General features: G+C 36.5%; 25 protein-coding genes. 11 read left to right on the plus strand and 14 right to left on the minus strand.

The window, feature by feature from the left end; all coding sequences use genetic code 11:
• The first annotated feature begins 16 nt into the window (after window positions 1-16).
• Window positions 17-916, plus strand: a complete 900-nt coding sequence (locus AACZ92_RS10870) for an LD-carboxypeptidase (protein WP_339701041.1) — start codon at window positions 17-19, stop codon at window positions 914-916.
• Between the two features lie 3 nt (window positions 917-919).
• On the opposite strand, the gene AACZ92_RS10875 is transcribed toward AACZ92_RS10870, so the two are convergent.
• The 4 genes from AACZ92_RS10875 to AACZ92_RS10890 form a co-directional block, all read right to left on the minus strand.
• Window positions 920-1,228, minus strand: coding sequence for a DUF3784 domain-containing protein (locus AACZ92_RS10875; RefSeq protein WP_339701044.1), 309 nt, complete (start codon window positions 1,226-1,228; stop codon window positions 920-922).
• A 72-nt stretch (window positions 1,229-1,300) separates the two neighbouring features.
• Window positions 1,301-3,208 carry a S9 family peptidase gene (locus tag AACZ92_RS10880; RefSeq protein WP_339701045.1) on the minus strand — a complete coding sequence of 636 codons (1,908 nt, stop codon included), beginning with the start codon at window positions 3,206-3,208 and terminating at the stop codon, window positions 1,301-1,303.
• Window positions 3,209-3,422: 214 nt separating this feature from the next.
• Window positions 3,423-3,713, minus strand: a complete 291-nt coding sequence (locus AACZ92_RS10885; protein WP_339701047.1) for a type II toxin-antitoxin system RelE/ParE family toxin — start codon at window positions 3,711-3,713, stop codon at window positions 3,423-3,425.
• Window positions 3,706-3,945: a CopG family transcriptional regulator gene (locus tag AACZ92_RS10890; RefSeq protein WP_339701049.1), complete on the minus strand. Its 240-nt coding sequence runs from the start codon at window positions 3,943-3,945 to the stop codon at window positions 3,706-3,708. The genes AACZ92_RS10885 and AACZ92_RS10890 overlap by 8 nt, the downstream gene beginning before the upstream one ends.
• Window positions 3,946-4,101: 156 nt before the next feature.
• Here AACZ92_RS10890 and AACZ92_RS10895 point away from each other — a divergent pair, with 156 nt between their 5' ends.
• From AACZ92_RS10895 to cysM, 3 genes are all read left to right on the plus strand, one after another.
• Entirely contained in the window at window positions 4,102-4,464 is a 363-nt protein-coding gene (locus AACZ92_RS10895) for a YraN family protein (protein WP_339701051.1), read from the plus strand.
• A 75-nt stretch (window positions 4,465-4,539) separates the two neighbouring features.
• Complete coding sequence (epsC, locus tag AACZ92_RS10900; RefSeq protein WP_339701053.1) at window positions 4,540-5,337, plus strand: serine O-acetyltransferase EpsC; 798 nt, start codon at window positions 4,540-4,542, stop codon at window positions 5,335-5,337.
• Window positions 5,330-6,214 carry a cysteine synthase CysM gene (gene cysM / locus AACZ92_RS10905; RefSeq protein WP_339701055.1) on the plus strand — a complete coding sequence of 295 codons (885 nt, stop codon included), beginning with the start codon at window positions 5,330-5,332 and terminating at the stop codon, window positions 6,212-6,214. Before epsC ends, cysM begins: the two co-directional genes overlap by 8 nt.
• 1 nt (window position 6,215) lies before the next feature.
• Here the strand turns inward: cysM and mfd are convergent, their stop codons facing one another.
• A complete protein-coding gene (mfd, locus tag AACZ92_RS10910) occupies window positions 6,216-9,551 on the minus strand; it encodes a transcription-repair coupling factor (RefSeq protein WP_339701058.1) in 3,336 nt (1,111 codons plus the stop codon).
• 105 nt (window positions 9,552-9,656) lie between these two features.
• Between mfd and AACZ92_RS10915 the strand changes: the two genes are divergently transcribed.
• The 3 genes from AACZ92_RS10915 to AACZ92_RS10925 are packed head-to-tail and all read left to right on the plus strand — an operon-like array spanning window position 9,657 to window position 12,208.
• Window positions 9,657-10,091, plus strand: coding sequence for a DoxX family protein (locus AACZ92_RS10915; RefSeq protein ID WP_339701060.1), 435 nt, complete (start codon window positions 9,657-9,659; stop codon window positions 10,089-10,091).
• The gene (locus tag AACZ92_RS10920; RefSeq protein WP_339701062.1) at window positions 10,069-10,854 is read left to right on the plus strand and encodes an SDR family oxidoreductase; all 786 of its coding nucleotides are present in this window, start codon (window positions 10,069-10,071) and stop codon (window positions 10,852-10,854) included. Before AACZ92_RS10915 ends, AACZ92_RS10920 begins: the two co-directional genes overlap by 23 nt.
• Before the next feature lies 1 nt (window position 10,855).
• Complete coding sequence (locus tag AACZ92_RS10925) at window positions 10,856-12,208, plus strand: NAD(P)/FAD-dependent oxidoreductase (RefSeq protein ID WP_339701064.1); 1,353 nt, start codon at window positions 10,856-10,858, stop codon at window positions 12,206-12,208.
• A gap of 58 nt (window positions 12,209-12,266) precedes the next feature.
• Here the strand turns inward: AACZ92_RS10925 and AACZ92_RS10930 are convergent, their stop codons facing one another.
• On the minus strand, window positions 12,267-13,067 hold the full coding sequence (locus AACZ92_RS10930) for a tryptophan-rich sensory protein (RefSeq protein WP_339701068.1): 801 nt from the start codon (window positions 13,065-13,067) through the stop codon (window positions 12,267-12,269).
• 145 nt (window positions 13,068-13,212) lie between these two features.
• Between AACZ92_RS10930 and AACZ92_RS10935 the strand changes: the two genes are divergently transcribed.
• Window positions 13,213-13,641 (plus strand): TerB family tellurite resistance protein, encoded by a 429-nt coding sequence (locus AACZ92_RS10935; protein ID WP_339701071.1) that lies wholly within the window; start codon window positions 13,213-13,215, stop codon window positions 13,639-13,641.
• A 62-nt stretch (window positions 13,642-13,703) separates the two neighbouring features.
• On the opposite strand, the gene fbp is transcribed toward AACZ92_RS10935, so the two are convergent.
• A complete protein-coding gene (gene fbp / locus AACZ92_RS10940) occupies window positions 13,704-14,711 on the minus strand; it encodes a class 1 fructose-bisphosphatase (RefSeq protein ID WP_339701074.1) in 1,008 nt (335 codons plus the stop codon).
• Window positions 14,712-14,790: 79 nt separating this feature from the next.
• Here fbp and AACZ92_RS10945 point away from each other — a divergent pair, with 79 nt between their 5' ends.
• From AACZ92_RS10945 to AACZ92_RS10955, 3 genes are all read left to right on the plus strand, one after another.
• Window positions 14,791-15,273, plus strand: a complete 483-nt coding sequence (locus AACZ92_RS10945; RefSeq protein ID WP_339701077.1) for a GNAT family N-acetyltransferase — start codon at window positions 14,791-14,793, stop codon at window positions 15,271-15,273.
• Entirely contained in the window at window positions 15,274-16,530 is a 1,257-nt protein-coding gene (locus AACZ92_RS10950) for an aspartate kinase (RefSeq protein WP_339701080.1), read from the plus strand.
• Window positions 16,531-16,595: 65 nt separating this feature from the next.
• Window positions 16,596-18,413: a lysophospholipid acyltransferase family protein gene (locus tag AACZ92_RS10955; protein WP_339701083.1), complete on the plus strand. Its 1,818-nt coding sequence runs from the start codon at window positions 16,596-16,598 to the stop codon at window positions 18,411-18,413.
• Window position 18,414: 1 nt separating this feature from the next.
• On the opposite strand, the gene AACZ92_RS10960 is transcribed toward AACZ92_RS10955, so the two are convergent.
• The 7 genes from AACZ92_RS10960 to AACZ92_RS10990 all read right to left on the minus strand — a co-directional run.
• Window positions 18,415-19,182 (minus strand): DUF1206 domain-containing protein, encoded by a 768-nt coding sequence (locus tag AACZ92_RS10960; protein WP_339701086.1) that lies wholly within the window; start codon window positions 19,180-19,182, stop codon window positions 18,415-18,417.
• A gap of 63 nt (window positions 19,183-19,245) precedes the next feature.
• Window positions 19,246-19,962, minus strand: a complete 717-nt coding sequence (locus tag AACZ92_RS10965) for a flavodoxin family protein (RefSeq protein WP_339701090.1) — start codon at window positions 19,960-19,962, stop codon at window positions 19,246-19,248.
• A gap of 92 nt (window positions 19,963-20,054) precedes the next feature.
• The gene (locus tag AACZ92_RS10970) at window positions 20,055-20,462 is read right to left on the minus strand and encodes a response regulator (protein WP_339701093.1); all 408 of its coding nucleotides are present in this window, start codon (window positions 20,460-20,462) and stop codon (window positions 20,055-20,057) included.
• Complete coding sequence (locus AACZ92_RS10975; RefSeq protein WP_339701096.1) at window positions 20,449-21,951, minus strand: PAS domain S-box protein; 1,503 nt, start codon at window positions 21,949-21,951, stop codon at window positions 20,449-20,451. Before AACZ92_RS10975 ends, AACZ92_RS10970 begins: the two co-directional genes overlap by 14 nt.
• 250 nt (window positions 21,952-22,201) lie before the next feature.
• Entirely contained in the window at window positions 22,202-22,600 is a 399-nt protein-coding gene (locus tag AACZ92_RS10980; RefSeq protein ID WP_339701099.1) for a TM2 domain-containing protein, read from the minus strand.
• A 49-nt stretch (window positions 22,601-22,649) separates the two neighbouring features.
• On the minus strand, window positions 22,650-23,036 hold the full coding sequence (locus tag AACZ92_RS10985; RefSeq protein ID WP_339701102.1) for a VOC family protein: 387 nt from the start codon (window positions 23,034-23,036) through the stop codon (window positions 22,650-22,652).
• A 5-nt stretch (window positions 23,037-23,041) separates the two neighbouring features.
• A partial coding sequence (locus AACZ92_RS10990) for an NAD(P)-dependent oxidoreductase (protein ID WP_339701105.1) occupies window positions 23,042-23,314 on the minus strand: 273 nt, incomplete at its 5' end.

Genomic DNA, 23,314 nt, shown 5'->3' on the forward strand with positions numbered 1-23,314 from the left:
TAGATTACCGCTACTTATGATAACACCCAGTTTTTTAAAACGCGGCGATACCGTTGCCATTGTTTCGACCGCTCGAAAAGTTTCAAAAGAAGAATTAGAACCCAGTTTACAATTATTGGAAGAATGGGGCTTAAAACCGCTATTAGGAAAAACCATTGCAGCCGAACAAAACCAATTTGCCGGAGATGATGCCCTGCGAACATCCGATTTTCAAGCTATGCTAGACAACCCAACTGTAAAAGCCATTTGGTGTGCCCGAGGCGGGTATGGAACAGTGCGAATGGTTGATGGATTGGACTTTTCAGAATTTAAAAAACATCCAAAATGGATTATTGGTTATAGTGATATAACGGTGCTGCATTCACATATTCATAATTTTGGTATCGAAACGATGCACGCTGATATGCCAGCAGATATTGGAAAGAGAACAGTAGAAGCGGCAACTTCCATAAAAAAAATACTGTTTGGTGAACCGTATGAAATTTTATTCCCTTTTGAAGAAAAAGAAGTAACTCGAACCGGAAAAGCAGTGGGACAGTTAGTAGGCGGAAACCTTTCGGTTTTGTATTCTATTTTGGGGAGTGCTTCTTCAGTAAATACAGCAGGTAAAATTCTGTTTATTGAAGATTTGGATGAATACCTGTATCATATTGACCGGATGATGCAAAACCTAAAACGTACTGGGTTTTTAAAAAACATATCCGGATTGGTGGTTGGTGGCATGAGCGATATGAATGACAATACCATTCCTTTCGGAAAAACGGCTGCAGCAATTATTGCCGAAGCTGTTTCAGAATATGAGTATCCGGTATGTTTTAATGCACCTGCAGGTCATATAAAAGACAATCGAGCGTTGATTATGGGACGAAACGTTACGTTGGAAGTAAATGAAGTAGATGCGAAGCTTACTTTTTAAACGCTATTTATCAATCTTGTATTTTTTTGAATTAGACCGTATCAATAAATAAGGAATCCCTACGATTAATGCCCCGTAAAAAGCGATGGTTTCAATTTCGGAATTTTCAAACCACGTAGCAGCAAAATAGCCGATTATCATTATAAAAGCCATTCCAAACATGGCGTTTCTGAACACAGTTGCAATTCCATCGACATCAACTTTGGCTTTCTCCTCTTTTGACATCGTATTATAGCCAGCCATTAAAAAATATAGTTTACCGTATTTAATCAGTATACCGAGGATGATAAAAAAAATTGCTACGGCGATCATGTTTTTTGATTAGTGTTGAGTAACTAAAAATATAAAAAAATCCCCTTTCCACGTGAAAAGGGGATTTGAAAATTAAAGTGTTTCTTGTAACCACTTAAAGAATTCGTTTTGCCAGACGAGTGCATTTTGTGGGGTCAGTATCCAGTGGTTTTCTTCAGGGAAATAAAGCAATTTGCTTTTTATCCCTAATAGCTGTGCAGCTTGATAGGCGCTTAAACCTTGTTCAATCGGTACACGATAATCTTTCCCACCTTGAATGATTAAAATAGGCGTGTCCCAGTTTGATACCTTGGTAATTGGGTTGAACTCATTATATACTTTTTGAGTTGTTGCATTGTTTTTATCCCAATACGGTCCGCCAAAATCGTGGTTTACAAAGAATAATTCTTCGGTTGTACCGTACATACTTCTAGTATCGAATACGCCATCGTGAGCAATAAACGATTTAAATCGGTTGTTATGGATTCCAGCTAAATAAAATACTGAATACCCACCATAACTTGCGCCAACGGCTCCTAATCGGTCGTTGTCAACATATGGTTCTTTAGCAATTTCATCAATAGCAGAAAGGTAATCTTCCATTACTTGTCCGCCCCAATCTTTGCTAATAGCTTCGTTCCATTCCACACCGTGACCTGGCATACCACGACGGTTAGGCGCTACAACAATATATCCTTGCGAAGCCATCAATTGGAAATTCCAACGGTAGGAATAAAACTGTGATAGCGGTGCTTGCGGACCACCTTGTGCATATAATAAGGTTGGATATTTTTTAGAAGCATCAAAATTTGGGGGTAAAATAACCCAAACCAACATTTCTTTGCCGTCGGTAGTGGTTACCGTTCGCTTTTCAACTTTTGGTAAGTCGATGCTGTTGTATAAATCTAAGTTGATATTCGTTAACTGCTTAAACGTATTGTCTTTTAAATCGAAACTGAATATTTCGGCAGCATGGTTCATATCAGTTCTGGTAACCAACAGCGTATTGTTTTTTTGAGCAATAATACTCGTTACATCAAACTGACCTTTCGAAAGTTGTTTTACTACTGGTGCGATTCGTTTTTTACCTGGATAATTCACTTTAAAAAGCTGAATGGTTCCGTCAACAGCAGCGGTAAAATACACTTCAGTTCCGTCGTTGTTCCACAAGAAACTATTTACCGTACCATCCCATTGTGCAGTAAGGTTTTGCTTCACATCGTTTTCTAAAACAACGATATCATTTTTATCGCTTTCGTACCCATCGGCTTTCATTTGCAACCACGTCAAAGCCCCTTTTGATGAAAACGCCGGACTAGTATCGTAGCCTTTGTTGTCTTTAGTAATGTTTTCGGTGGTTTTAGACGCTAAATTGTATTTATAAATATCGGTATTCGTGCTGGTAGCGTACTCTTTGCCTTTTAACTTCTTACTTACATAATAAATGTTTTTGCTGTCTGGCGACCAAATGTAATCCTCGTCACCACCAAACGGACGTTGTGGCGTGTGGTAAGGTTGTTTCGGCATAATATCGGTGCCGGTATTGTCGTCTGCTCCTGCTTCTTTATAGAATAAGTGATTATAGCTACCATCTTGCCATTTGTCCCAATGGCGGATGTCTAAATCGGAAAAAATATAGGCGTTAGACTCTTCCAGATTTTTATACACATCTTTTCCTTCAATGGCTTCAATCTGAACTTCTTCATCAAACAATTTATAGGTGCCATCTGGTGAAATGTTTTTGTCGTTTGCATTGACAGCGTCTTCATTAATTTCGACTATAGTACCTCCCGAGGCAGGCATTTTAAAGTATTTGGTGTCAAAATCATTTTCTTTAATGTTTGGTGTTTTTACTTTAAAAAAGATAGTAGAACCGTCTTGGTCCAGTCCCATCACGCTTAAGCGTTTTACTTGCCATAACAGTTCGGGCGTCATTGTTTGCTGTCCAATCATTAAACTACTGCTCAGCATTACACTTAGAATTAGAATTATTTTTTTCATAGCTCTTCTTTTTTATAATAGAATTGGTTTTTTCTGAAATGTTATAGGGTATAATCATATCAACAAAGTTAACAATAACCAACCTTATTTGCTTGGGGTTTCGAAGGTTATTCTTTTCAATTTTAATGGTTATCCTGTGAGGTGTAATCTTAAAAATGGTGTGGCATACCACAACGGACTTGGAAAAGTTGGCGAGGAAGTCGCAATTTTATGTTTACTGAAAAACAGTGTCTAAATCCTGTCTTCCAATTATAGCCATAATTTCTACAGTGTTATTATTGATCCTGTAATAAATGCTATCAGAACCACATACACAACGGCGATATCCGGTTTTTATAAAGTCAACCGATTCAAATGAGAAGGGCCGTTGGGCAATGATGTCAAAATACTCAAAAAATGTATCAAAATAATTGTCAGCTTGTACCATTCCAAATTTCTTGACACCGTAGTGATGAATTCTAATTAAGTCTTCTTTAGCTGCATTACTTAATTTGTACTTAGCCATTAAGTAAGGTCTTTGATTTTGCTAATATTTGCTCTTTACTATCATTTGTAAACCCACTATTTTCAGCTTTTTCCAGTTTAGCACGTATCCAATCAATTTGAACTTGTTGCTTTCTTGCTTGTCTTATTAAATCGTTTACCAACTCACTTTTGCTAGCATACTCTTTATTATCAACTTGATCCTTTAACCAGTCGTTATTCGGTTGTGTAAATGAAATACTTTGCCTAGCCATAATGTTTATTTTGGTGTAAATTTACACCAAACATACCTATTATACAAGAACTATATATGTTAACTGGTACTTTCAGTTTGCTTATTCGATACGTATTTTAATGGAAACGCTTTTCAAATTTAATGGTTATCTTGTGAGGTGTAATCCTGAAATGGTATGGCACACCACAACGAACTTGGAAAAATTGGCGAGCAATTAGCAGCAGATTATCTTCTAAAAAACGGCTACCAAATTTTAGAACGTAATTTCTTCTACGATAAAGCCGAAATAGATATTATCGCTCAAAAAGAAGAAAATACCATCGTAATTATAGAAGTAAAAACCCGTAACAGTGCTTTTTTTGGGGACCCACAGAGTTTTGTCACCAAAGGAAAAATAAAGCTATTGGTAAAAGCTGCCAATGAGTATATGGTTATAAACAACCTAGATAAAGAGGTACGTTTTGATATTATTGCGGTGTTAAAAAACAAAACTACTGAGAAGCTAGAGCATATAGAGAATGCTTTTTATCATTTCTGAAAAAGGGAATCTTCTACTGGTATTTCTGTAATTTTGAAATAAGGAAATCGACTTATCCAACTTTAGCTTCTATTTATGAATTCTACCAAAAAAGATATTATTCAAGCCATTCAGCAACAAAAAGAAAACCCTAATTTAAAGTATCGGCTAAAAGAACGAACCGAAGAATTTACTGAACTATTATTTTACACCTTATTCGATTCGGAAACATCGGTTTCAAAAAATTTAGATACGTTAGAAACGCTTTTTGAAGAATTAGTGGATATTGCTTGTTGGGAACCCGAAAAACCGTGTAAAAAACTTTGGAAATCCTATTTGCAGAAACTTCCAAAAATTTTAGAGAAACTAAATAAAGATGCCAAAGCATTTGTTGATAACGATCCTGCGGCTAACTCTATAGAAGAGGTTTATTTATCGTACCCAGGGTTTTACGCCATTGTAATTTATCGATTGAGCCACGAGCTGTATAAAGTGGAAATGCCATTAGTGCCTAGACTTATGAGTGAATATGCTCACCATATTTCAGGAGCCGATATTAATCCTGGTGCGAAAATAGGCGAGTCCTTTTTTCTAGACCATGCAACAGGTACGGTAATTGGAGAAACCACGATTATTAAAAATAACGTAAAAATTTACCAAGGGGTTACCTTAGGAGCGCTTTCAGTAGCAAGAAATCTACGAAATATAAAACGCCATCCAACGGTTGAAGATAGCGTAGTTATTTATGCCAATGCAACTATTTTGGGTGGAAAAACAACCATTGGTAAAAATAGTGTAATTGGGGGAAACACGTGGATTACCGACTCTATTCCGTCTAATTCTATTGTTTCAAATACCAATGAAGTGAAAATTAAAACAACAGAAAATGTTTAAAAATATAACCGATTTTATAGGAAACACTCCTCTAATTGAAGCCAAAACCTTACTTAAAAACCCAAACATCACCTTACTTTTAAAAATGGAAGGTCACAACCCGGGCGGAAGTGTAAAAGATCGAGCGGCGTATAATATGATTAAGTCTGCTTTGGAAAGAGGTGAAATTGATGAAAATTCGAAACTTATTGAAGCGACAAGTGGAAACACAGGAATTGCGCTAGCGATGATAGCAGGGATTTTTAAGCTTAAGATAGAACTCGTGATGCCCGAAAATTCTACAAAGGAGCGCGTGCAAACCATGCGAGCATACGGCGCAAAAGTTACGTTAACGTCATCCGATATTGGAATAGAAGGGGCACGGGATTATGCTGAGCAGAAAGTAAAAGACGAGGGTTACTATTCGTTTAATCAATTTGCGAATGATGATAATTGGAAAGCGCATTATAAAACCACAGGTCCTGAAATTTGGAACGATACTGAAGGGAAAATAACGCACTTTGTTTCAGCAATGGGAACGACGGGAACCATTATGGGCACGTCTACTTATTTAAAAGAAAAGAATACAAACATTCAAATTGTAGGAGCGCAGCCAACAGACGGTTCAAAAATTCCGGGTATTCGAAAGTGGGAGAAAGCGTATTTACCTAAAATATTCAATCCTAAAAAAGTGGATCAAGTAATTGAAGTGAGCGAAACCGAAGCTACAGCAATGGCAAAACGTTTGGCCGAAGAAGAAGGTGTGTTCTCCGGAATGAGCAGCGGCGGTAGTGTTACGGCTGCATTAAAATTAGCCGAAACCTTAGAAAGTGGTGTAATTGTAGCGGTGATTTGCGATCGAGGCGATCGGTACTTATCTTCTCCTTTGTTTGATTAAATTATTCTCTAAAAGGCGCTAACGCGTCCAATGCTCTATTTACTGAAGTAATCCTATCAAACGTTAACAACAACCGCAAACCGTTACGGGTTTTCTTCTCCTTCATCGTTACTCGCTGAGGATGATTTTGGACGTATTGCAGGACCTTTGTAAATGCCGGACTCTGATAATACGCACTTTGTTGATCGCTCACAAAATAACCGACCAACTTGTTTTTCTTCATAATAACGCGTTCCAGTCCCATTTTAATAGCAATCCATTTAATACGAACGCTGTTTAATAGGTCTACAACTTGTTCAGGAAGTTCGCCAAAACGGTCAATTAATTCTTTTTCAAATTGCTGAAGCTCTTCCTCGGTATTTAGTTGGTTTAATTTGGTGTACAGATTAAGCCGTTCCGTAATGTTATTGATGTAATCATCAGGGAAAAGCAATTCAAAATCGGTGTCGAGCACGGTTTCTTTTACGAAATCCTTCTTTTCGTGTTCGGTGCCTTCATACAGATCTTTAAATTCTTTCTCTTTGAGTTCATCAATCGCTTCGGAAAGAATTTTTTGATAGGTTTCAAACCCAATTTCGTTAATAAATCCGCTTTGTTCTCCGCCTAATAAATCTCCTGCGCCACGGATTTCTAAATCTTTCATAGCGATGTTTAATCCGCTACCTAATTCTGAAAATTGCTCTAAAGCCGTAATTCGTTTTCGGGCTTCTTCAGTCATAGCCGAATAAGGTGGTGTAATAAAATAACAGAACGCTTTTTTATTACTTCTACCTACTCGTCCACGCATTTGGTGTAAGTCAGAAAGACCAAAATTATTCGCATTATTGATGAAAATCGTGTTGGCATTTGGTACGTCCAATCCGCTTTCAATAATGGTGGTTGAAACCAAAACATCAAACTCATTGTTCATAAAACCGAGCATGAGTTTTTCTAGTTTTTTACCATCCATTTGCCCGTGACCAATCCCTATTTTAGCATCTGGAACCAAGCGCTGAATCATTCCGGCAACTTCTTTAATATTTTCAATGCGGTTGTGAACAAAAAAGACTTGTCCGCCACGTGATATTTCATATCGAACTGCATCACGAATACTCTCTTCGCCAAAACGGATTACGTGTGTTTCCACTGGATAGCGGTTGGGTGGCGGCGTGGTAATAACCGACAAATCCCGTGCGGCCATTAAGCTAAACTGCAACGTTCTCGGGATGGGCGTAGCGGTTAAAGTAAGCGTGTCTACATTTTCCTTTATGGTTTTCAGTTTGTCTTTTACAGCGACGCCAAATTTCTGTTCTTCATCAATAATCAATAACCCAAGGTCTTTAAATTCAACCGATTTGTTGACCAATTGATGCGTGCCAATCACAATGTCAAGTTTTCCGTCTTTTAATCCTTCTATAACAGTCCGACGTTCTTTTGTGGTGCGGAAACGGTTAAGGTAATCAACGTTTACAGGCATATCAGCCAATCGCTCCGTGAACGTTTTAAAATGTTGAAACGCCAAAATGGTGGTCGGCACCAATATAGCAACCTGTTTGTTATTATCCACAGCTTTAAAAGCAGCGCGAACGGCAACTTCCGTTTTTCCGAAACCTACATCGCCACAGATTAACCGGTCCATTGGGCGCTCATTTTCCATGTCGCGCTTAACATCTTCAGTCGCGGTAGATTGATCGGGTGTGTCTTCATACATAAAAGACGATTCCAATTCAGCTTGTAAATACGAATCGGGGTCATATGCAAACCCTTTTTGCAAACGACGTTTAGCGTATAGCTCAATCAAGTTAAAAGCAATTTGTTTAACCCGTTTTTTGGTCTTTTGCTTTAATTTTTTCCAAGCGGCACTTCCCAATTTATATATTTTGGGCTCTTTTCCGTCCTTGCCATTATATTTGGTGATTTTATGAAGTGAATGGATGCTAAGGTACAGAATATCGCGTTCGCCATAAATGAGTTTGATGGCTTCTTGCTGCTTCCCTTCTACATCAATTTTCTGAAGTCCGCCAAATTTTCCAATACCGTGATCAATATGGGTCACGTAATCGCCTACTTCAAGGTTGGTCAACTCTTTTAAGGTAATTGCCTGTTTTTTGGCATACCCGTTCTTAAGCTGAAATTTATGATACCGTTCAAAAATTTGATGGTCGGTATAACACACATTTTTTTGATTGTCATCGATAAACCCTTGAAACAAAGGAAATACAATCGTTTGGTATTCCTTTACGTGTTGCTCGGCATCTTCAAAAATGTCGTGAAAACGCTTTGCTTGTTGTTCACTACTACAAAAAATGTAGTTTTTATAACCTTTTTCAACGTTTTCGTTTAAGTTATCAATCAACAAATTAAATTGTTTGTTGAACGATGGTTGCGGTTTTGTGTTGAAATGAATCGCCTCGTTACTGTTTTTACTATCTAATGTTACGGTTGTAAATTCAGAGAGTTGGCTTTTTAATAATTCAGAAGTGCAAAACAATTCTTGCGGTTCGCTTTGCTTTATTTCGCCAGAAGCTTCGTTGAAAGCATGGGTTGCTTTTTCAAATAATTTTGTAATGCTGCTGCTTAATAGCTCTTCATTTTTCAGAAAAACCACGGTTTTTGAAGCGATGTATTTTAAGAAACTTTCACGCGTTTCTTCCATCATCTTATTTTCCACATTCGGGATGATGGATATTTTCTTTAATTGTACATCAGAAAGTTGTGTTTCTACATCAAACGTACGGATGCTATCTACTTCATCGCCAAAAAACTCAATACGATACGGCTCGTCATTACTAAAACTAAACACATCTAAAATTCCCCCACGAACCGAAAATTCACCAGGTTCGGTAACAAAATCGGTGCGTTTAAATTTATATTCAAACAACACTTCATTTACAAAATCGATGGATACTTCTTCGCCTACTTTTAACTTTAAAGTGTTTTTTTCAAGCTCTTTTCGGGTTACTACTTTTTCAAATAGGGCTTCCGGATAGGTAACAATAATAGCTGGTTTCCGTCGAGAATTTATCCGGTTCAGCACTTCGCTTCTCAACAATACATTGGCATTGTCGGTTTCTTCAATTTGATACGGCCGGCGATAACTTCCAGGATAAAATAACACGTTTTCGTCACCGTGTAATTGTTCTAAATCATTCAAATGGTAAGCTGCTTCTTCTTTATCATTTAAAATAAGAAGGAATGGTTTTTCTGAAACTTTAAAAGCTTCAGAAATAACGATTGAAGTTGCAGAGCCAACTAAGCCTGAAACCGAAATTTGTTGTTGCGAACCAGATATAGCTTCCCCTAGCTTTAGGGTTTCATCAGCCTTTGAAAAAAGCGTATTAACGAGAGTTTTGCTCATAAAGGCGCAAAGATAGTATCTTATCTTCTTATTCTAAGCTGCCACATAGAGTTTTATCATTTTCATAACACAATTAGGGTGTTGCATTGAGTAATTTTAGTTGCTATGAAAAAGATTAGTAATAATCAGTTAGCATTTTTTATTGCCCGAATAACCATCGGGATTAATCTATTGGTCCACGGATTGGTTAGGATACCTAAACTGGAAGCTTTTGCAAACGGAATAGTAAAAGGTTTTTCTGAAACCTACTTACCTGAAATTTTAGTAACCTCATTTGCCTTTGGTATACCTTTTATTGAATTTATAATAGGAAGTCTACTATTAATAGGCTGGAAGACTAAATATGCAGCCGCTGCCGGAGGATTTCTAATTGCATTATTAATCTTAGGTTCTGCTTTCAAAGAAGATTGGGGGGCCGTAGGAACCCAAATGGTGTATGCAATCTTTTTCTTTTTATTAATTAAAAATTTAGACCATAATTATTGGTCTATCGATACAAACGCAAGAAAAAAAATTGATGGATTTAAAACTGAAAGATAAACGAGTCCTCATCACAGGATCAACAAAAGGAATTGGCTATGCAACCGCAAAACTATTTGCTGAAGAAAGAGCTCATGTAATTCTAAATGGACGCAGTGAGCAATCTGTGAAAAGTGCAGAAAGTACTTTGAAAAAAAGTGTAAAAAGTGCTAGGGTTACAGGAATTTCGTGTGATTTTTCAAATGCTGTTGAAGTAGGAAAACTTATTGAAGAAGTACAAGAAGTAGATATTTTAGTGAATAACGTGGGAATATTTGATCCAAAAGAATTCTTAGATATTCCAGATGAAGATTGGCAGCGTTTTTACGATGTAAATGTCATGAGTGGCATACGCTTATCACGTGCGTTTTTACCGAAAATGATGAAAAATAATTGGGGTCGCATTATATTTATTTCAAGTGAAAGTGCGATAAATATTCCAGTAGAAATGATTCACTACGGAATGACGAAAACAGCACAATTAGCTGTTTCTCGTGGTCTTGCAGAAACCACTAAGGGGACTAATGTAACTGTAAACAGTGTGTTACCCGGACCTACATTTTCAAGCGGCGTAAAAGATATGACAGGGGTAAACGATGGAAAATCTAAAAAGGAAGTAGAAAACGGTTTTTTTAAGACCGAACGTCCCACTTCTCTAATCCAACGATTCGCATATCCTGAAGAAGTAGCTTCAATGATTGCGTACGTGGCGAGTCCGTTAGCATCTGCGACAAATGGTGCAGCTTTGCGAGTAGATGGTGGTGTAATTAAAACAATATATTAAGATGGCTATAGAAGAATTTGACGTATTTGTAATAGGAACAGGAACCGCTGGTAAAAGCGTGGCGTACGATTGTGTTGAAGCTGGAATGAGTGTCGCTATTGCTGATAATAGAGAATTTGGTGGCACGTGTGCTAATCGGGGGTGTGATCCTAAAAAAGTGTTGGTAGGCGTTACTGAGGCCATACAATTGACTGAAAATTTAAAAGGAAAGGGAATTACATCTGTTCCTGAAGTAAGCTGGAAAGACGTACAAAAATTTAAATCAAATTTTACTGAAGCTGTTCCCGCAGCTACTGAACGCGATTTAGAAGAAGCTGGAATTGCTATGTACCACCAATCACCCCAGTTTTTAGAGGAAAATACGCTCTCTGTAGAAGGAAAAACGGTGAAAGCTAAAAAGATAGTCATTGCAACAGGACAAAAACCTTTAGAGTTAAAAATACCCGGAAGAGAACATTTAAAAACGAGTGACGACTTTTTAGAGTTATCAGAGCTACCAGAAAGTATTGTTTTTGTAGGCGCTGGTTATATTGGGATGGAGTTTGCTCATATTGCTGCGCGCTGTGGTGCAAAAGTTACCGTGGTCGAGTTTGCCCCAAGGCCTTTGATGCCTTTTGATGAAGATATTGTCAATCATCTTGTAGAAGCTTCAGAAAAAATAGGAATTGATTTTATTTTCAACGCTCAAGTAACAGAGGTGGAGGAATTACAAAAAAATCATCGTGTCATTTTTCAGAAAGACGGAAAAGAGGGTTCCGTTAAAGCTAGAGCCGTTTTTAATACAGCAGGACGCGTACCTTCGATAGACGAATTGGATTTAGATAAAGGAAATGTTGCTTCTGAAAAAGGAGGCGTTTCAGTTAATGAGTTTCTTCAAAATACCACCAATCCGTCGGTGTATGCCTGTGGCGATGTTTCGGCAAGTGGTTCGCTACCGTTAACGCCTACTTCCTCTCAAGAAGCGCGAGTGGTTTCAAAAAACATTCGGAAAAATAACGTATTGAAAATGGATTTCCCACCGGTTCCTTCCGTAGTATTTACCTTGCCGCAAGTCGCTGCTATTGGTTTGACCGAAGAAGAAGCTAAAAAACAAGGCTACGATATTGTAGTGGAGTCTAAAAGCGTGCCTTCGTGGTTTAATGCAAAACGAATTAATGAAGAAACCTATGCTTATAAGACCATAGTCGATAAGGACCGAAACTTAATTTTAGGAGCACACATTATAGCACCACACGCTAGTGAAATGATTAATCTTTTTGTCCTCGCGATGTGTGGGAAATTAAAATGCGAAGATTTAAAGGCCATGATTTTTGCCTACCCAACGTGGGGTAACGATATTAAGGGAATGGTGTAAAGAAATTGAAACTGAAATCGAAAATCGAAAAAAACAGACCGATTAAGCTGAAAAAGTCCTAATCTTTTCCAAAATGCTCTTTGCATTTCTGTACTGGACTAGTATCTCTGTTTTGAAAAGAATGAACGGCGCTGCTTATAAATAACACAGCAGCTGTTATCAAGGTTGCGTAAACGACTGCTTGGTTGCTGTCCCAATTCGCGACTGCAATGGCGATTAAAGCCCAGACACCTACTAACGCAAATTCGCGCATATTGCGTTTCCAAGTTACGATTAAGTTGATGATTCCAGCTATTATGACCATTATTACAGTCCAAGAAGTTTCAGAAATTCCCCAACCGTCCCAGCCGATACTACTTAAGTATGCAGCAATGTTAGCAATACTTGCTACAGTAATCCATCCGCTGTAAAAAACAAAAGGCCACCATAAAAATGTTATGACTGAAATAGGTGCGTCCCACAATTCCATACGGTTGTTCATCACAATTTTTAAAAGTGAAAACAGTAAAACGAACATTGCTAGTATAGAAAAACTAATATATCCGTAGAGCCAAAAGGTAACCCACATAATATTGGCTACACAAGAGAGGACGAACCACCAGCCAGTTTTCAGCACAAAAGCATCGTCTCTTACTTTTCTGAAAAGACTTCGACTTTGATAGATTACAAACCCTAACAATAACAAATAAATAAATCCCCAAATCGAGAATGCATAACCTGCTGGAGTAAATAAATTGGGCTTGGAAGCAGAAACTTCACCGATTGTGGTGTCGTTCATCGCACCGGTGTTTGAGAGGTAGTTCACAAAAACGGTAGCCAAAAAGGCAAGAATATTGGCAATTTGTAGTGTTTTTTTCATAGACTTTTAAAGTTAAAAGTTTAAAAGGTGAATTCTTTTTGAATTAAGAAAAATTTAGCGAACGGTATTTTCTGAAAAAATAAAAAAGTCTAGTTTGCTAAACTTGATTTGTAAATATTTTATATTTGTAGCTTAATACGATACTATGTCATTTACAGACCTTTTTGAAAGAGGAGAACACTCCAGAAATTTGAGCCATTTTGCTTCTATTGCAAACATTGCAGCCATCGATGGTGAATTGAACGAAGAAGAAGAAAAACTATTGAAGCGTTTTGCGCGAAAATTGAATATTGAAGAAGATGAATATCAAGAAGTGATTAAAAATCCTACAAAGTATCCAATAAACCCACCAAACAGCTCTGATAGACGTTTAGAGCGTATGCACGATCTTTTTGAAATGATCTTTGCCGATCACGAAATAGACGATCACGAACGTTTTTTGATTGAACGTTATGCAATTGGATTAGGATACACGGCAGAATTGGCCCAAAAACTAATTAAACGCTCTATCGAAATCTACGACGGCGGATTAAACCTTGAAGATTATCGGTATTTACTGAACAGAGATAAGTAGCTAAGAGTTACAGAAATATAATGGGAACACCCAAAGTTTATAAAATGGCTTTGGGTGTTTTTTTATTGCGCATCCCTCATAAACTCCTCTGCCTTTCCCATCATATTTACACTTCCGCAGAAAAAAGGAACCCGTTGATGTAATTCGGTAGGTTGAATATCTAAAATACGCGTATAGCCATCACTGGCTTTTCCGCCAGCTTGTTCGGTTAAATAGGCCATAGGATTGCATTCGTATAATAACCGAAGCTTTCCATCTGGATTTTTAGAGGTGCTTGGGTAAATGTAAATCCCGCCTTTAATTAAGTTTCTATGGAAGTCTGAAACCATAGAACCTATATATCTAGCTGTGTAAGGGCGGTCTCCTTCTTCTTTTTGGCAGTATTTAATATAATCTTTTACGCCTTGTGGAAAATGGATATAATTTCCTTCGTTTACGGAATAGATGTTGCCATCTTTAGGGAACTTCATATTTGGATGTGACAAATAATACGTTCCAATGGCTGGGTTTAATGTAAAACCGTTTACACCGTGACCAGTTGTATAAACAATCATGGTTGAGGTTCCGTAGACAATGTAACCAGCTGCAACTTGGCGGTTTCCAGGTTGTAAAAAGTCGTCAATCGTAACAGGGGAGCCGGAAGGGGTTACGCGTCTATAAATAGAAAAGATAGTCCCAACCGAAACATTTACATCGATGTTTGAGGAGCCATCCAACGGATCGATTAAAACCACATATTTATTGTCGTTTTTTTCGTTCCGGCCTTGAATGTTGATGAAATCGTCTTCTTCTTCACTTGCAATCCCACAAACAATTTCTCTATTGGTTAGCGTATTTATAAAAGCTTCATTGGCATAGACATCCAATTTTTGCTGATCTTCACCTTGTATGTTTTGATCGCCTGCTGTCCCTAAAATATCTACTAAGCCTGCCTTATTAACTTCGTGGTTAACCACTTTAGCCGCTAAGCGAATGGAGTTAATTAAGCGGGATAATTCGCCCGAAGAGTACTTAAACTCCTCTTGATTTTCAATAATAAATTCGCCTAACGTTTTGTTTTTGTTTGCCATTTTTATCTTAATAGATGGATTTTAGTCGCAAATATCGATATTTTTGTCCAAAGCGTATTTTAATTAAACCAAAAATAAGATGGATTTCAACATTCGCAAAAGTACTAAAGAAGATATGCCTGCCGTATTACACTTGATAAAGGAGTTGGCAGATTACGAGAAAATGGAACACGAAGTCGAAATAACTTCAAAAGACTTAGTGAAAGAAGGTTTTGGGGATGATCCCTTGTTCGATTGTTTTATTGCTGAAAAAGAAGATGGTGAAGTAGTGGGAATGGCATTGGTTTATTTTCGGTTTTCTACGTGGAAAGGTAAAACCTTGCATTTAGAAGATTTAATGGTGAAAAAAGAGTACCGAGGTGAAGGTTTGGGAATTGCCATCTATTCCGAAGTAATAAAATTTGGCGCTTCTCATGGCGTGAAACGAATAGAATGGATCGTACTCGATTGGAATAAAAATGCCATTAAGTTTTATGAAGATACTGGAGCTTCGCTCCAAAAACAATGGTACACCGTACAAATGGACGAAGAAGGAATTAAAAACTTTGTTGAAAATTTATAGATGAAAGTATTTAAGTTTGGAGGGGCATCGGTTAAAGATGCTCAGGGGGTTAAAAATGTAACAACCGTACTTAAAAAAACCGGAGAAAAAGATCTAGTAGTTGTCGTTTCGGCGATGGGTAAAATGACCAATGCGCTGGAAGAAGTAGTTACTGCTCACTTAGCAAAAAGCGATACATTAAAAGACCACCTATTAACTATTGAAACCTATCATTACGATATTCTAAAAGAGTTATTTCCTAATCAAGAACATGCTATTTATAAGGCTGTTTCAGGACTTCTTGATCAATTAAAAGGGTTCTTAGCTTCTTCAAAATCAAAAAATCACGCCTTTGTTTATGATCAAATAGTAAGCTACGGTGAGTTGATTTCTACAACAATTGTTTCTACATTCCTTTCTGAAGAGAATATTAAAAACACTTGGCTAGATGTTCGCGGCTGTATTAAAACCGACGCTAATTACCGTGATGCGAAAGTGGATTGGGAAGTGACACAAAAACGAATTATCGATAATGTATCTCCTGCCGGCATTACAGTAACACAAGGCTTTTTAGGAGCTGAACACGAAAATAACTTCACAACCACATTAGGGCGTGAAGGGAGTGATTATACCGCAGCAATTTTTGCGTACTGCCTAAATGGAGAGTCTGTTACTATCTGGAAAGATGTTCCAGGGGTTTTAAATGCAGATCCAAGGTATTTCAGTAAAACTCAACTATTGAATAAAATATCGTATCGAGAAGCGATTGAACTTGCTTTTTATGGTGCTTCGGTAATTCACCCAAAAACTTTGCAACCGTTACAACGAAAAGAGATTCCGTTATATGTAAAATCATTTTACAATCCCGAAGATGAAGGGACTTGCGTAGGTAAAGGCGTTACGTTAGACCCTAAGACATCGTGTTTTATTTTAAAGAATAATCAAGTGCTTATTTCACTTTCCTCTTTGGATTTCAGTTTTATGATGGAAGACCACATAGGCGATGTTTTTAAGTGGTTGCACAAGTATAAAATGAAGGTGGAATTAATTCAAAATTCGGCCATTAGTTTTTCGGTTTGCGTTGACAATAAGTATGATAAGCTAGATGAATTATTAGTAAAGCTTCGCGAAAAGTTTAAAGTTAAATGGAATGAAGGGGTAACATTATACACCATTAGGCACTCTGTTCCTTCAGAAATTAGAGCATTGACCGAAAACAGAAACGTGTTATTAAAACAGGAAAGTAGGGACACCGTTCAAATTATTGTTGAAAATTAGTTGAATTGCTTTCGCTATATTTGTGTTAGGGATCCAATTGAAACAGGTTCAAAATTAAAAATTCTATGGGATTAGTGAATGCTAAAGAAGTGGCCAAAGCCATTAATGTCGATAACCTCGGCTTTCTGGGTACTTTTATGGGCTGGTCCTTAATGAAAGTGCTTAATATTTCTACCCTCAACAAGATTTATGACCGCAATAAACATTTAAGCGATCTTGAATTTATAAATGCCCTTTTAGAAGAGTTTGAAATTAATTTTGAGATTCCTGAAGAAGATTTAAAAAGAATTCCAAAAACAGGTCCTTTTATAACGATATCTAATCATCCTTTAGGAGGTATAGACGGCATTCTTTTGTTGAAATTGCTATTAGAGCATCGTCCCGATTTTAAAATTATCGCAAACTTTTTATTACATCGTATTGAGCCATTAAAACCGTATGTTATGCCGGTTAACCCTTTTGAAGACAGAAAGGATGTAAAATCAAGCTTAATGGGGTTTAAACATGCTTTGGCCCATGTTAAAGAAGGGCATCCTTTAGGTATTTTCCCTGCTGGGGAAGTTTCAACTTACAGAGACGATAAGTTGGTAGTCGATAAACCGTGGGAACCAGCTGCTATGAAATTAATTAAGAGGGCTGAGGTTCCAGTTGTACCTATCTATTTTCATGCTAAAAACAGCAAGTTGTTTTATAGAATGGCAAAACTGAACGATACCTTACGGACGGCCAAATTACCTTCGGAATTATTGACCCAAAAGGAGCGTGTTATTAAAGTGCGAATTGGGAATGCCACTTCGGTAAAAGATCAAGCAGAACATGAATCTTTAGAGGATTTTACTAATATTTTAAGAAGAAAAACGTATGTTCTTGCTAATCCATTTCAGAAGAAAAAATTATTGGATAACATTCCAAAATCTTTAAAAATACCAAAGTTGCCCAAAAAAATTGCAGGACCCATTCCCTTAGAAGCCTTGGAGCCCGAAATTGAAAAGCTCCGCCAAAATGATAAACGGTTGCTTATTAGTAAAAACTATGAAGTGTTTTTGGCTCAAGCCGAAACCATACCCAATATACTTCGTGAAATAGGACGTTTACGAGAAATTACATTCAGGGAAGTAGGAGAAGGAACCAATAATGCTGTCGATCTTGATAAATTTGATGCCTATTATCACCATATGTTTTTATGGGATAATGATGCCAAAAAGTTAGCTGGAGCTTATCGTATGGGGCTTGGCGAACAAATTTTTAAGCAATTTGGTATCGATGGTTTCTATTTACAGGATTTATTTAGGTTCGATCCAGAATTATTCCCTATGATGAGTAAAAGCATCGAAATGGGGCGCGCTTTTATCATTAAAGAGTATCAGTTAAGACCAATGCCACTTTTCTTATTATGGAAAGGGATTGTACACACCACGCTTCGATTTCCAAATCACCGTTATTTAATTGGTGGGGTAAGTATTAGTAATAAATTTTCCGATTTCAGTAAAAGTTTGATGATTGAATTTATGAAATCAAACTATTACGATCCATACGTGGCACAATATATTAAACCTAAAAAGGAATATAAGGTAACTTTGAAAGATGCCGATAAAGACTTTATTTTTGATGAAAGTGAAGCAGATCTTAACAAATTTGATAAAATAATTGATGAAGTAGAACCAGGTGATTTACGCCTTCCAGTATTAATAAAAAAATACATTAAACAAAATGCAAAAGTAGTAGCTTTTAATGTAGATCCGCTGTTTAACAACGCGGTAGATGGTTTAATGTACATTCGAATTGCCGATTTGCCTGAAAGTACCGTAAAACCTGTTATGGAAGAATTTCAAGAGGAATTGGAAAAAAAATATGCCAACGGAAAACCTAAAGAGGAAGAATAGATTAATCTACACTCAAACTGCTGTATTTAGCTTTTATAAACATAAACACACCATACGCAATTAAACCAACGGCGATTATTCCCATAACCAAGGATCCGAATTCATTTTGAAGAAAGTCAAAAGCCTGTGTTTTATCGACCTTTTCACCAGAAGCCGAAAAAGCAGCCCTAAACATTAAAAATGACATAATCCCTACAACAATACCCCGAGCGGTAAAACCAATTTTTCCAGCATTTATAATTCCTTTTTTTGCTTTATGACCCAGTCCAGCTTCGTCTACTTCTTCTCGAAATTTTCCCGAATAAGCTTGATAGAACTCATATATTGATTTTCCCAACAATGCTAAACCAATTATAATTACAACTATTTTATAATCAAGTAATTTAATTAGAAAGCTACTTTTTCCTCCTCCAGAGCTGTTACCTATTATTTGTTTAACCGCTGAAAAAGCCAAAAGACCATAAAAAGCACCACTTATAAAATAACTTACCCGCTTTACTATTGCTTTGAAATCGGTTCCTATACCTTTTGGGTCGGCAAATGCTTGATACCAACGCCAGAATACATAACCAATCAAGCCAATGGCGGTAATAATGAGTAAAATTTTTCCAAACACCTGTTGCGAAATAAAATCCAACGCATTGCTACTGCCAGATTTTTCTCCACCAAGTCCAAAAGCTCCCAAAGCGGTAAGGCCTCCAATTAAAAAATAGACCAATCCTTTAGTGGCAACCCCGAAACGAGCAAAGTTTTGTTTTTTATTTTCCATTTATTAGTTTTTATATTAATAATGTACTAATAAAGAATGATATATGAAGGGTGAGTAAGAAAATTAACGATACTCCGGATTTTCAAAATTCCATCGAGTGCCGTCATCCCAATCGCCGCGTGAGTTTCCGTAAGCAGGGTATCCGCTTTGATCTTTAAGCAATTTTGCTAAATGCAGGAGATTATAAGTCATAAAAGTTGTGTTGCGGTTGGTAAAACTATTGTTTTTGGCATCACTTTCTTCATCCATATAACTGGGGCCTGGACCGGCCTCACCAATCCAACCGCAATCTGCTTGTGGAGGAATGCTATACCCCACGTGTTGTAAGGAGTACAGAATATTCATCGAGCAGTGCTTAATCCCATCTTCATTTCCGGTAATAATACATCCACCTACTTTTCCGTAGAAATAATATTGACCTTTTTTATTTTGCTTACCGCTCATAGCATATAAACGTTCAATAAGTTTGGTTGCTTCCGAAGATTTTTCACCTAACCAAATAGGGCTGCCAATAATTAAAATATCGGCTGCATCAACTTTTTCCCATAGTTCGGGCCATACATCTTTTTTAGCACCGTGTTCTGTCATATCAAAATAGACACCAGGTGCTACATCGTAATCTACAAAGCGAATAATCTCAACCGAAACTCCTTCAGCCTTCATAATGTTTGCCGAGACATCTATTAACCCACGAGTGTGGCTCATTCTTGGAGACTGCTTTAACGTGCAGTTAATATAAAGGACATTAAGATTGCTGAAATCTGGTTTTTTAGAAGCCATAGGAGTAGTTTTTTGTTATACATATGTCGAAGGAGTAGTGTAAGACTTTCAAGATAACAAATTAAAACTACTGAAAAGAACTAAGAAAGTAACTATTCTGAAGTCAAATCATTCATGATAAATTTAATTTTATCTTCAGAAATAGGCTTGATGACAAAATTTTTAACTTGTGAATATTTTTGTGATTTTTCAAAATCCACAGGATTTATGGAAGAGCTCACAATATAGATTGTAACCTTTTTTGTTGTTTTAATTTTAATAAACTCATCTAAAAATTGCCACCCGTCCATAACTGGCATATTCAAATCTAGTAAAATTACATCAGGAAATGCTTCTGTTGAATCTTCCTCCATTATAGGCTTAAGATGATTAAGAGCATCTTTCCCGTGATTAAATATTAGAAAGCCATTGCAAAAATTAGATAATTGCATCACTCTTTTTGCCCCAAAAACAAAAATTGGGTCATCGTCAATAATACATGTTAAATCAACTTTTTTCATGGTGTAAATATATAATAAAAATTGTTCCTTCATTTACTTTGCTCCTAACTTCAATTTTACCACCCATAGCCTCTATCTGGTTTTTGGTGATAAAAAGGCCTAAGCCTCTTGAGTCTTTGTGTTTATGAAAGGTTTTGTACATGCCAAAAAGCTTTTCACCATAAGTTTCTAAGTCTATACCTAGACCATTATCTTCAATTTTTAGCTTTATAAATTCATCTTTTATTTCAGTGTCTATTGTTATCAATGGAGTGCGATCTGGGCTTTTATATTTTAATGCATTTGTAAAGAAGTTAAGAAAAACACTGTCTAAATAAGCAGGAATTCCTTTTATTTGAATGTCTTCGCTTACATTATTCTTAAACGTTGCATCGTTTTCCAAGATTTGAGGTTTTATACTGTCAATCGATTTTTCAATGTATTTGAATAAGCTTTCGCTGGTTAAACTTTCAATTGTCTTCGTGTTTACAACGGCAACTTCATTTAGATTTTCTACTGTTTCTTGTAAATGATCTACGGCACTTTGTAGCATAGGAAAGAATTCATTTTCAGTAGCTTCAGGTACGTCTACCTTCATTAAACTTAGCAACATTTCTAAATTTCCAGAGTGAGAGCGCAGGTTATGAGAAACAATGTGTGCAAAATTGAGAAGCCGCGTGTTTTGATCTTTTGTAACTTCCAGTAACCTTTTGTTTTTTTCTTCAGCTTTTTTCCTTTCTGTTATATTGTTTATTTGTGATACAAAATATTGTGGTTTGCCTTTACTATTTTTAACCAGTGAAACCGATAAAAGTGCCCAAACAATAGAGCCGCTTTTATGAAAATATCTCTTTTCAATTTTATAGCTGTCCCTTTCGTTAATGAGCATTTCTTTCAATAAAGATACATCTGAATACAAATCCTCTGGGTGAGTTATATCTTGAAAGGTCAATTGTAAAAACTCTTCACTTGTATAACCAATCATCTCACATAATGCGGTGTTAACTTTTAACCACTTACCGTTTAAGTCTACCAATGCCATACCGTTAGCGGCATATTCAAATATTTTTCTAAAACGTTCTTCGTTGAGCGCTAATTTTTTCGCCGCTTTTGTTTTTTCATGAATGTCTTGAAATACTCCGTGTACTTTTATACATTTTTTATTAGTATCGTAGATAGGTGCTCCTATAGAACGAACCCATTTTTCTTTACCTGAAGCAGTTATAATTTGGAATTCTCCATCAAATTTTTCGCCGCTTTCTATACAGTTATTAAACAGTTTCGTTATTCTTTCTCTGTTTTCTCCTTCTTTATAAAAGTTGATGCCTTCTTCAAGATTTGGTAAATAATCTGATCCAACTTCGTGAATTTCGTTTGTAACGTTACTCCAAAGGATAGAGTTAGTTATAAGGTCTACTTCCCAACTTCCAATTCTTGCAGCTTCCTGCATAAAATTAAAGATAGGGTTGTCATCATTTAGTTGCTTATTGTTGTGGGTATCACCGCTCATTATATTATAAAATAGGGAGTTAAAAGTAAATCTTATAATTTTTAAGTTCTTGGTGTTTATTTACTTAAAAACGGCAAAGTACATTAAATATACGATTAAAGAACTAAAATGGTTCTAATGTAACCTTAAAGTGTAGAATTTTAACATGTATAGATTTTTACATGCCATCGAGAAAAGTAATGATTGCATTATAATTGAAGAAAAAAGAAAAGCTTTCAATTGAGAGATTGAAAGCTTTTTATAGGGTTTTTTAAAACCAAGGTTTCTGTCCAACTTGGTAAGTGTTGTAAAACTCCTCATCACTTTTGGTAAGGTAGATAATACCTTCAATAAGACCTACAATTCCTGTAGCCATTAAAATAAAAACACCAACGCCTAGGCAGGAGGTGGCGTAGCCAATTAAGGTTGCAACAAGAAGGATGATACCTTCTTTATTATAGCCTAAAATAAATTTGTGAATACCCAAAGACCCTAAAACAATGGCTAAAATACCTGCCATTAATTTTTTGTTGTCACCGCTATTAGTTGCTTGGTTCCAGCCTTCTTTAAATTCGTTAGTTGTACTTTTGGCTTCTTTTTCAAAGTTTTCAGCAGTACTATCTGTTTTTTTTTTAGTGCTGTCGTAGCCTTCGTTTGTATTTTCTTCCATGATTGTAGTTGGTTAAATTTTGTTTATTAAGTAAAAGTATGAAAAATTACTATAAGAAAGCACTATCAATAGGTTCCCAAAGTTCTATTTTATTTCCTTCAGGATCAAGAATCCATCCAAATTTGCCATAATCGTATTCTTCCATTTCGCCCACAACAGTAACGCCTTCCTCTTTGAGCACTTTTAGTAATTCGACTAAATTTTCAACCCGAAAGTTCATCATAAACTCTTTTTCGCTGGGTTTAAAGTATTCTGTTTTTTCATCAAAAGGACTCCATTGGGTGGAACATTTATTACCCTCTTCATCTTTCCACCAGAAAGTACAACCGTAATCATCGGTGTTTAATCCTAAATGTTCGTTATACCAATTTTTTACGGCTTTTGGGTCTTTGGTTTTAAAGAAAAACCCGCCAAGACCTGTAACTCTTTTTTTCATGTTCTTTAACTTTTAAATTCTTCAAGTATCTTTTCTACAATCGTTTCGGCCAATTTTATTCTACTTTCCACGGTCCAACCCGCTATGTGCGGACTTATCAATACGTTTTCCATTTGCAACAATTGATGAAGTGGTTTGGGCATCTCTTTTTCAGAAAAAAGTGACTCGAACGATAGTTTTTCATATTCCAAAACATCCAATCCTGCGCCTAAAATTGTTCGGTTTTCTAGGGCTGAAACCAAATCGGCAGTTACGACGCTTTTCCCTCTTGCTGTATT

Origin of the sequence: uncultured Marixanthomonas sp. (genome assembly GCF_963974425.1) — a bacterium.
Taxonomy (GTDB): Bacteria; Bacteroidota; Bacteroidia; order Flavobacteriales; family Flavobacteriaceae; genus Marixanthomonas.

What these genes read in the sequence shown, in the direction of transcription:
- AACZ92_RS10885 (WP_339701047.1), bottom strand. Translation starts at nt 3,713, where the DNA reads ATGGCTAAGTACAAATTAAGTAATGCAGCTAAAGAAGACTTAATTAGA.
- AACZ92_RS10970 (WP_339701093.1), bottom strand. Translation starts at nt 20,462, where the DNA reads ATGAAAAAAGTTGATTTAACATGTATTATTGACGATGACCCAATTTTT.
- AACZ92_RS10930 (WP_339701068.1), bottom strand. Translation starts at nt 13,067, where the DNA reads ATGAAAAAAACACTACAAATTGCCAATATTCTTGCCTTTTTGGCTACC.
- mfd (WP_339701058.1), bottom strand. Translation starts at nt 9,551, where the DNA reads ATGAGCAAAACTCTCGTTAATACGCTTTTTTCAAAGGCTGATGAAACC.
- AACZ92_RS10890 (WP_339701049.1), bottom strand. Translation starts at nt 3,945, where the DNA reads ATGGCTAGGCAAAGTATTTCATTTACACAACCGAATAACGACTGGTTA.
- fbp (WP_339701074.1), bottom strand. Translation starts at nt 14,711, where the DNA reads ATGGCAAACAAAAACAAAACGTTAGGCGAATTTATTATTGAAAATCAA.
- AACZ92_RS10880 (WP_339701045.1), bottom strand. Translation starts at nt 3,208, where the DNA reads ATGAAAAAAATAATTCTAATTCTAAGTGTAATGCTGAGCAGTAGTTTA.
- AACZ92_RS10960 (WP_339701086.1), bottom strand. Translation starts at nt 19,182, where the DNA reads ATGGAAAATAAAAAACAAAACTTTGCTCGTTTCGGGGTTGCCACTAAA.
- AACZ92_RS10980 (WP_339701099.1), bottom strand. Translation starts at nt 22,600, where the DNA reads ATGGAAGAAAATACAAACGAAGGCTACGACAGCACTAAAAAAAAAACA.
- AACZ92_RS10945 (WP_339701077.1), top strand. Translation starts at nt 14,791, where the DNA reads ATGGATTTCAACATTCGCAAAAGTACTAAAGAAGATATGCCTGCCGTA.
- AACZ92_RS10915 (WP_339701060.1), top strand. Translation starts at nt 9,657, where the DNA reads ATGAAAAAGATTAGTAATAATCAGTTAGCATTTTTTATTGCCCGAATA.
- AACZ92_RS10920 (WP_339701062.1), top strand. Translation starts at nt 10,069, where the DNA reads ATGGATTTAAAACTGAAAGATAAACGAGTCCTCATCACAGGATCAACA.
- AACZ92_RS10985 (WP_339701102.1), bottom strand. Translation starts at nt 23,036, where the DNA reads ATGAAAAAAAGAGTTACAGGTCTTGGCGGGTTTTTCTTTAAAACCAAA.
- AACZ92_RS10875 (WP_339701044.1), bottom strand. Translation starts at nt 1,228, where the DNA reads ATGATCGCCGTAGCAATTTTTTTTATCATCCTCGGTATACTGATTAAA.
- AACZ92_RS10975 (WP_339701096.1), bottom strand. Translation starts at nt 21,951, where the DNA reads ATGAGCGGTGATACCCACAACAATAAGCAACTAAATGATGACAACCCT.
- AACZ92_RS10925 (WP_339701064.1), top strand. Translation starts at nt 10,856, where the DNA reads ATGGCTATAGAAGAATTTGACGTATTTGTAATAGGAACAGGAACCGCT.
- epsC (WP_339701053.1), top strand. Translation starts at nt 4,540, where the DNA reads ATGAATTCTACCAAAAAAGATATTATTCAAGCCATTCAGCAACAAAAA.
- AACZ92_RS10895 (WP_339701051.1), top strand. Translation starts at nt 4,102, where the DNA reads ATGGCACACCACAACGAACTTGGAAAAATTGGCGAGCAATTAGCAGCA.
- cysM (WP_339701055.1), top strand. Translation starts at nt 5,330, where the DNA reads ATGTTTAAAAATATAACCGATTTTATAGGAAACACTCCTCTAATTGAA.
- AACZ92_RS10965 (WP_339701090.1), bottom strand. Translation starts at nt 19,962, where the DNA reads ATGGCTTCTAAAAAACCAGATTTCAGCAATCTTAATGTCCTTTATATT.
- AACZ92_RS10870 (WP_339701041.1), top strand. Translation starts at nt 17, where the DNA reads ATGATAACACCCAGTTTTTTAAAACGCGGCGATACCGTTGCCATTGTT.
- AACZ92_RS10935 (WP_339701071.1), top strand. Translation starts at nt 13,213, where the DNA reads ATGTCATTTACAGACCTTTTTGAAAGAGGAGAACACTCCAGAAATTTG.
- AACZ92_RS10950 (WP_339701080.1), top strand. Translation starts at nt 15,274, where the DNA reads ATGAAAGTATTTAAGTTTGGAGGGGCATCGGTTAAAGATGCTCAGGGG.
- AACZ92_RS10955 (WP_339701083.1), top strand. Translation starts at nt 16,596, where the DNA reads ATGGGATTAGTGAATGCTAAAGAAGTGGCCAAAGCCATTAATGTCGAT.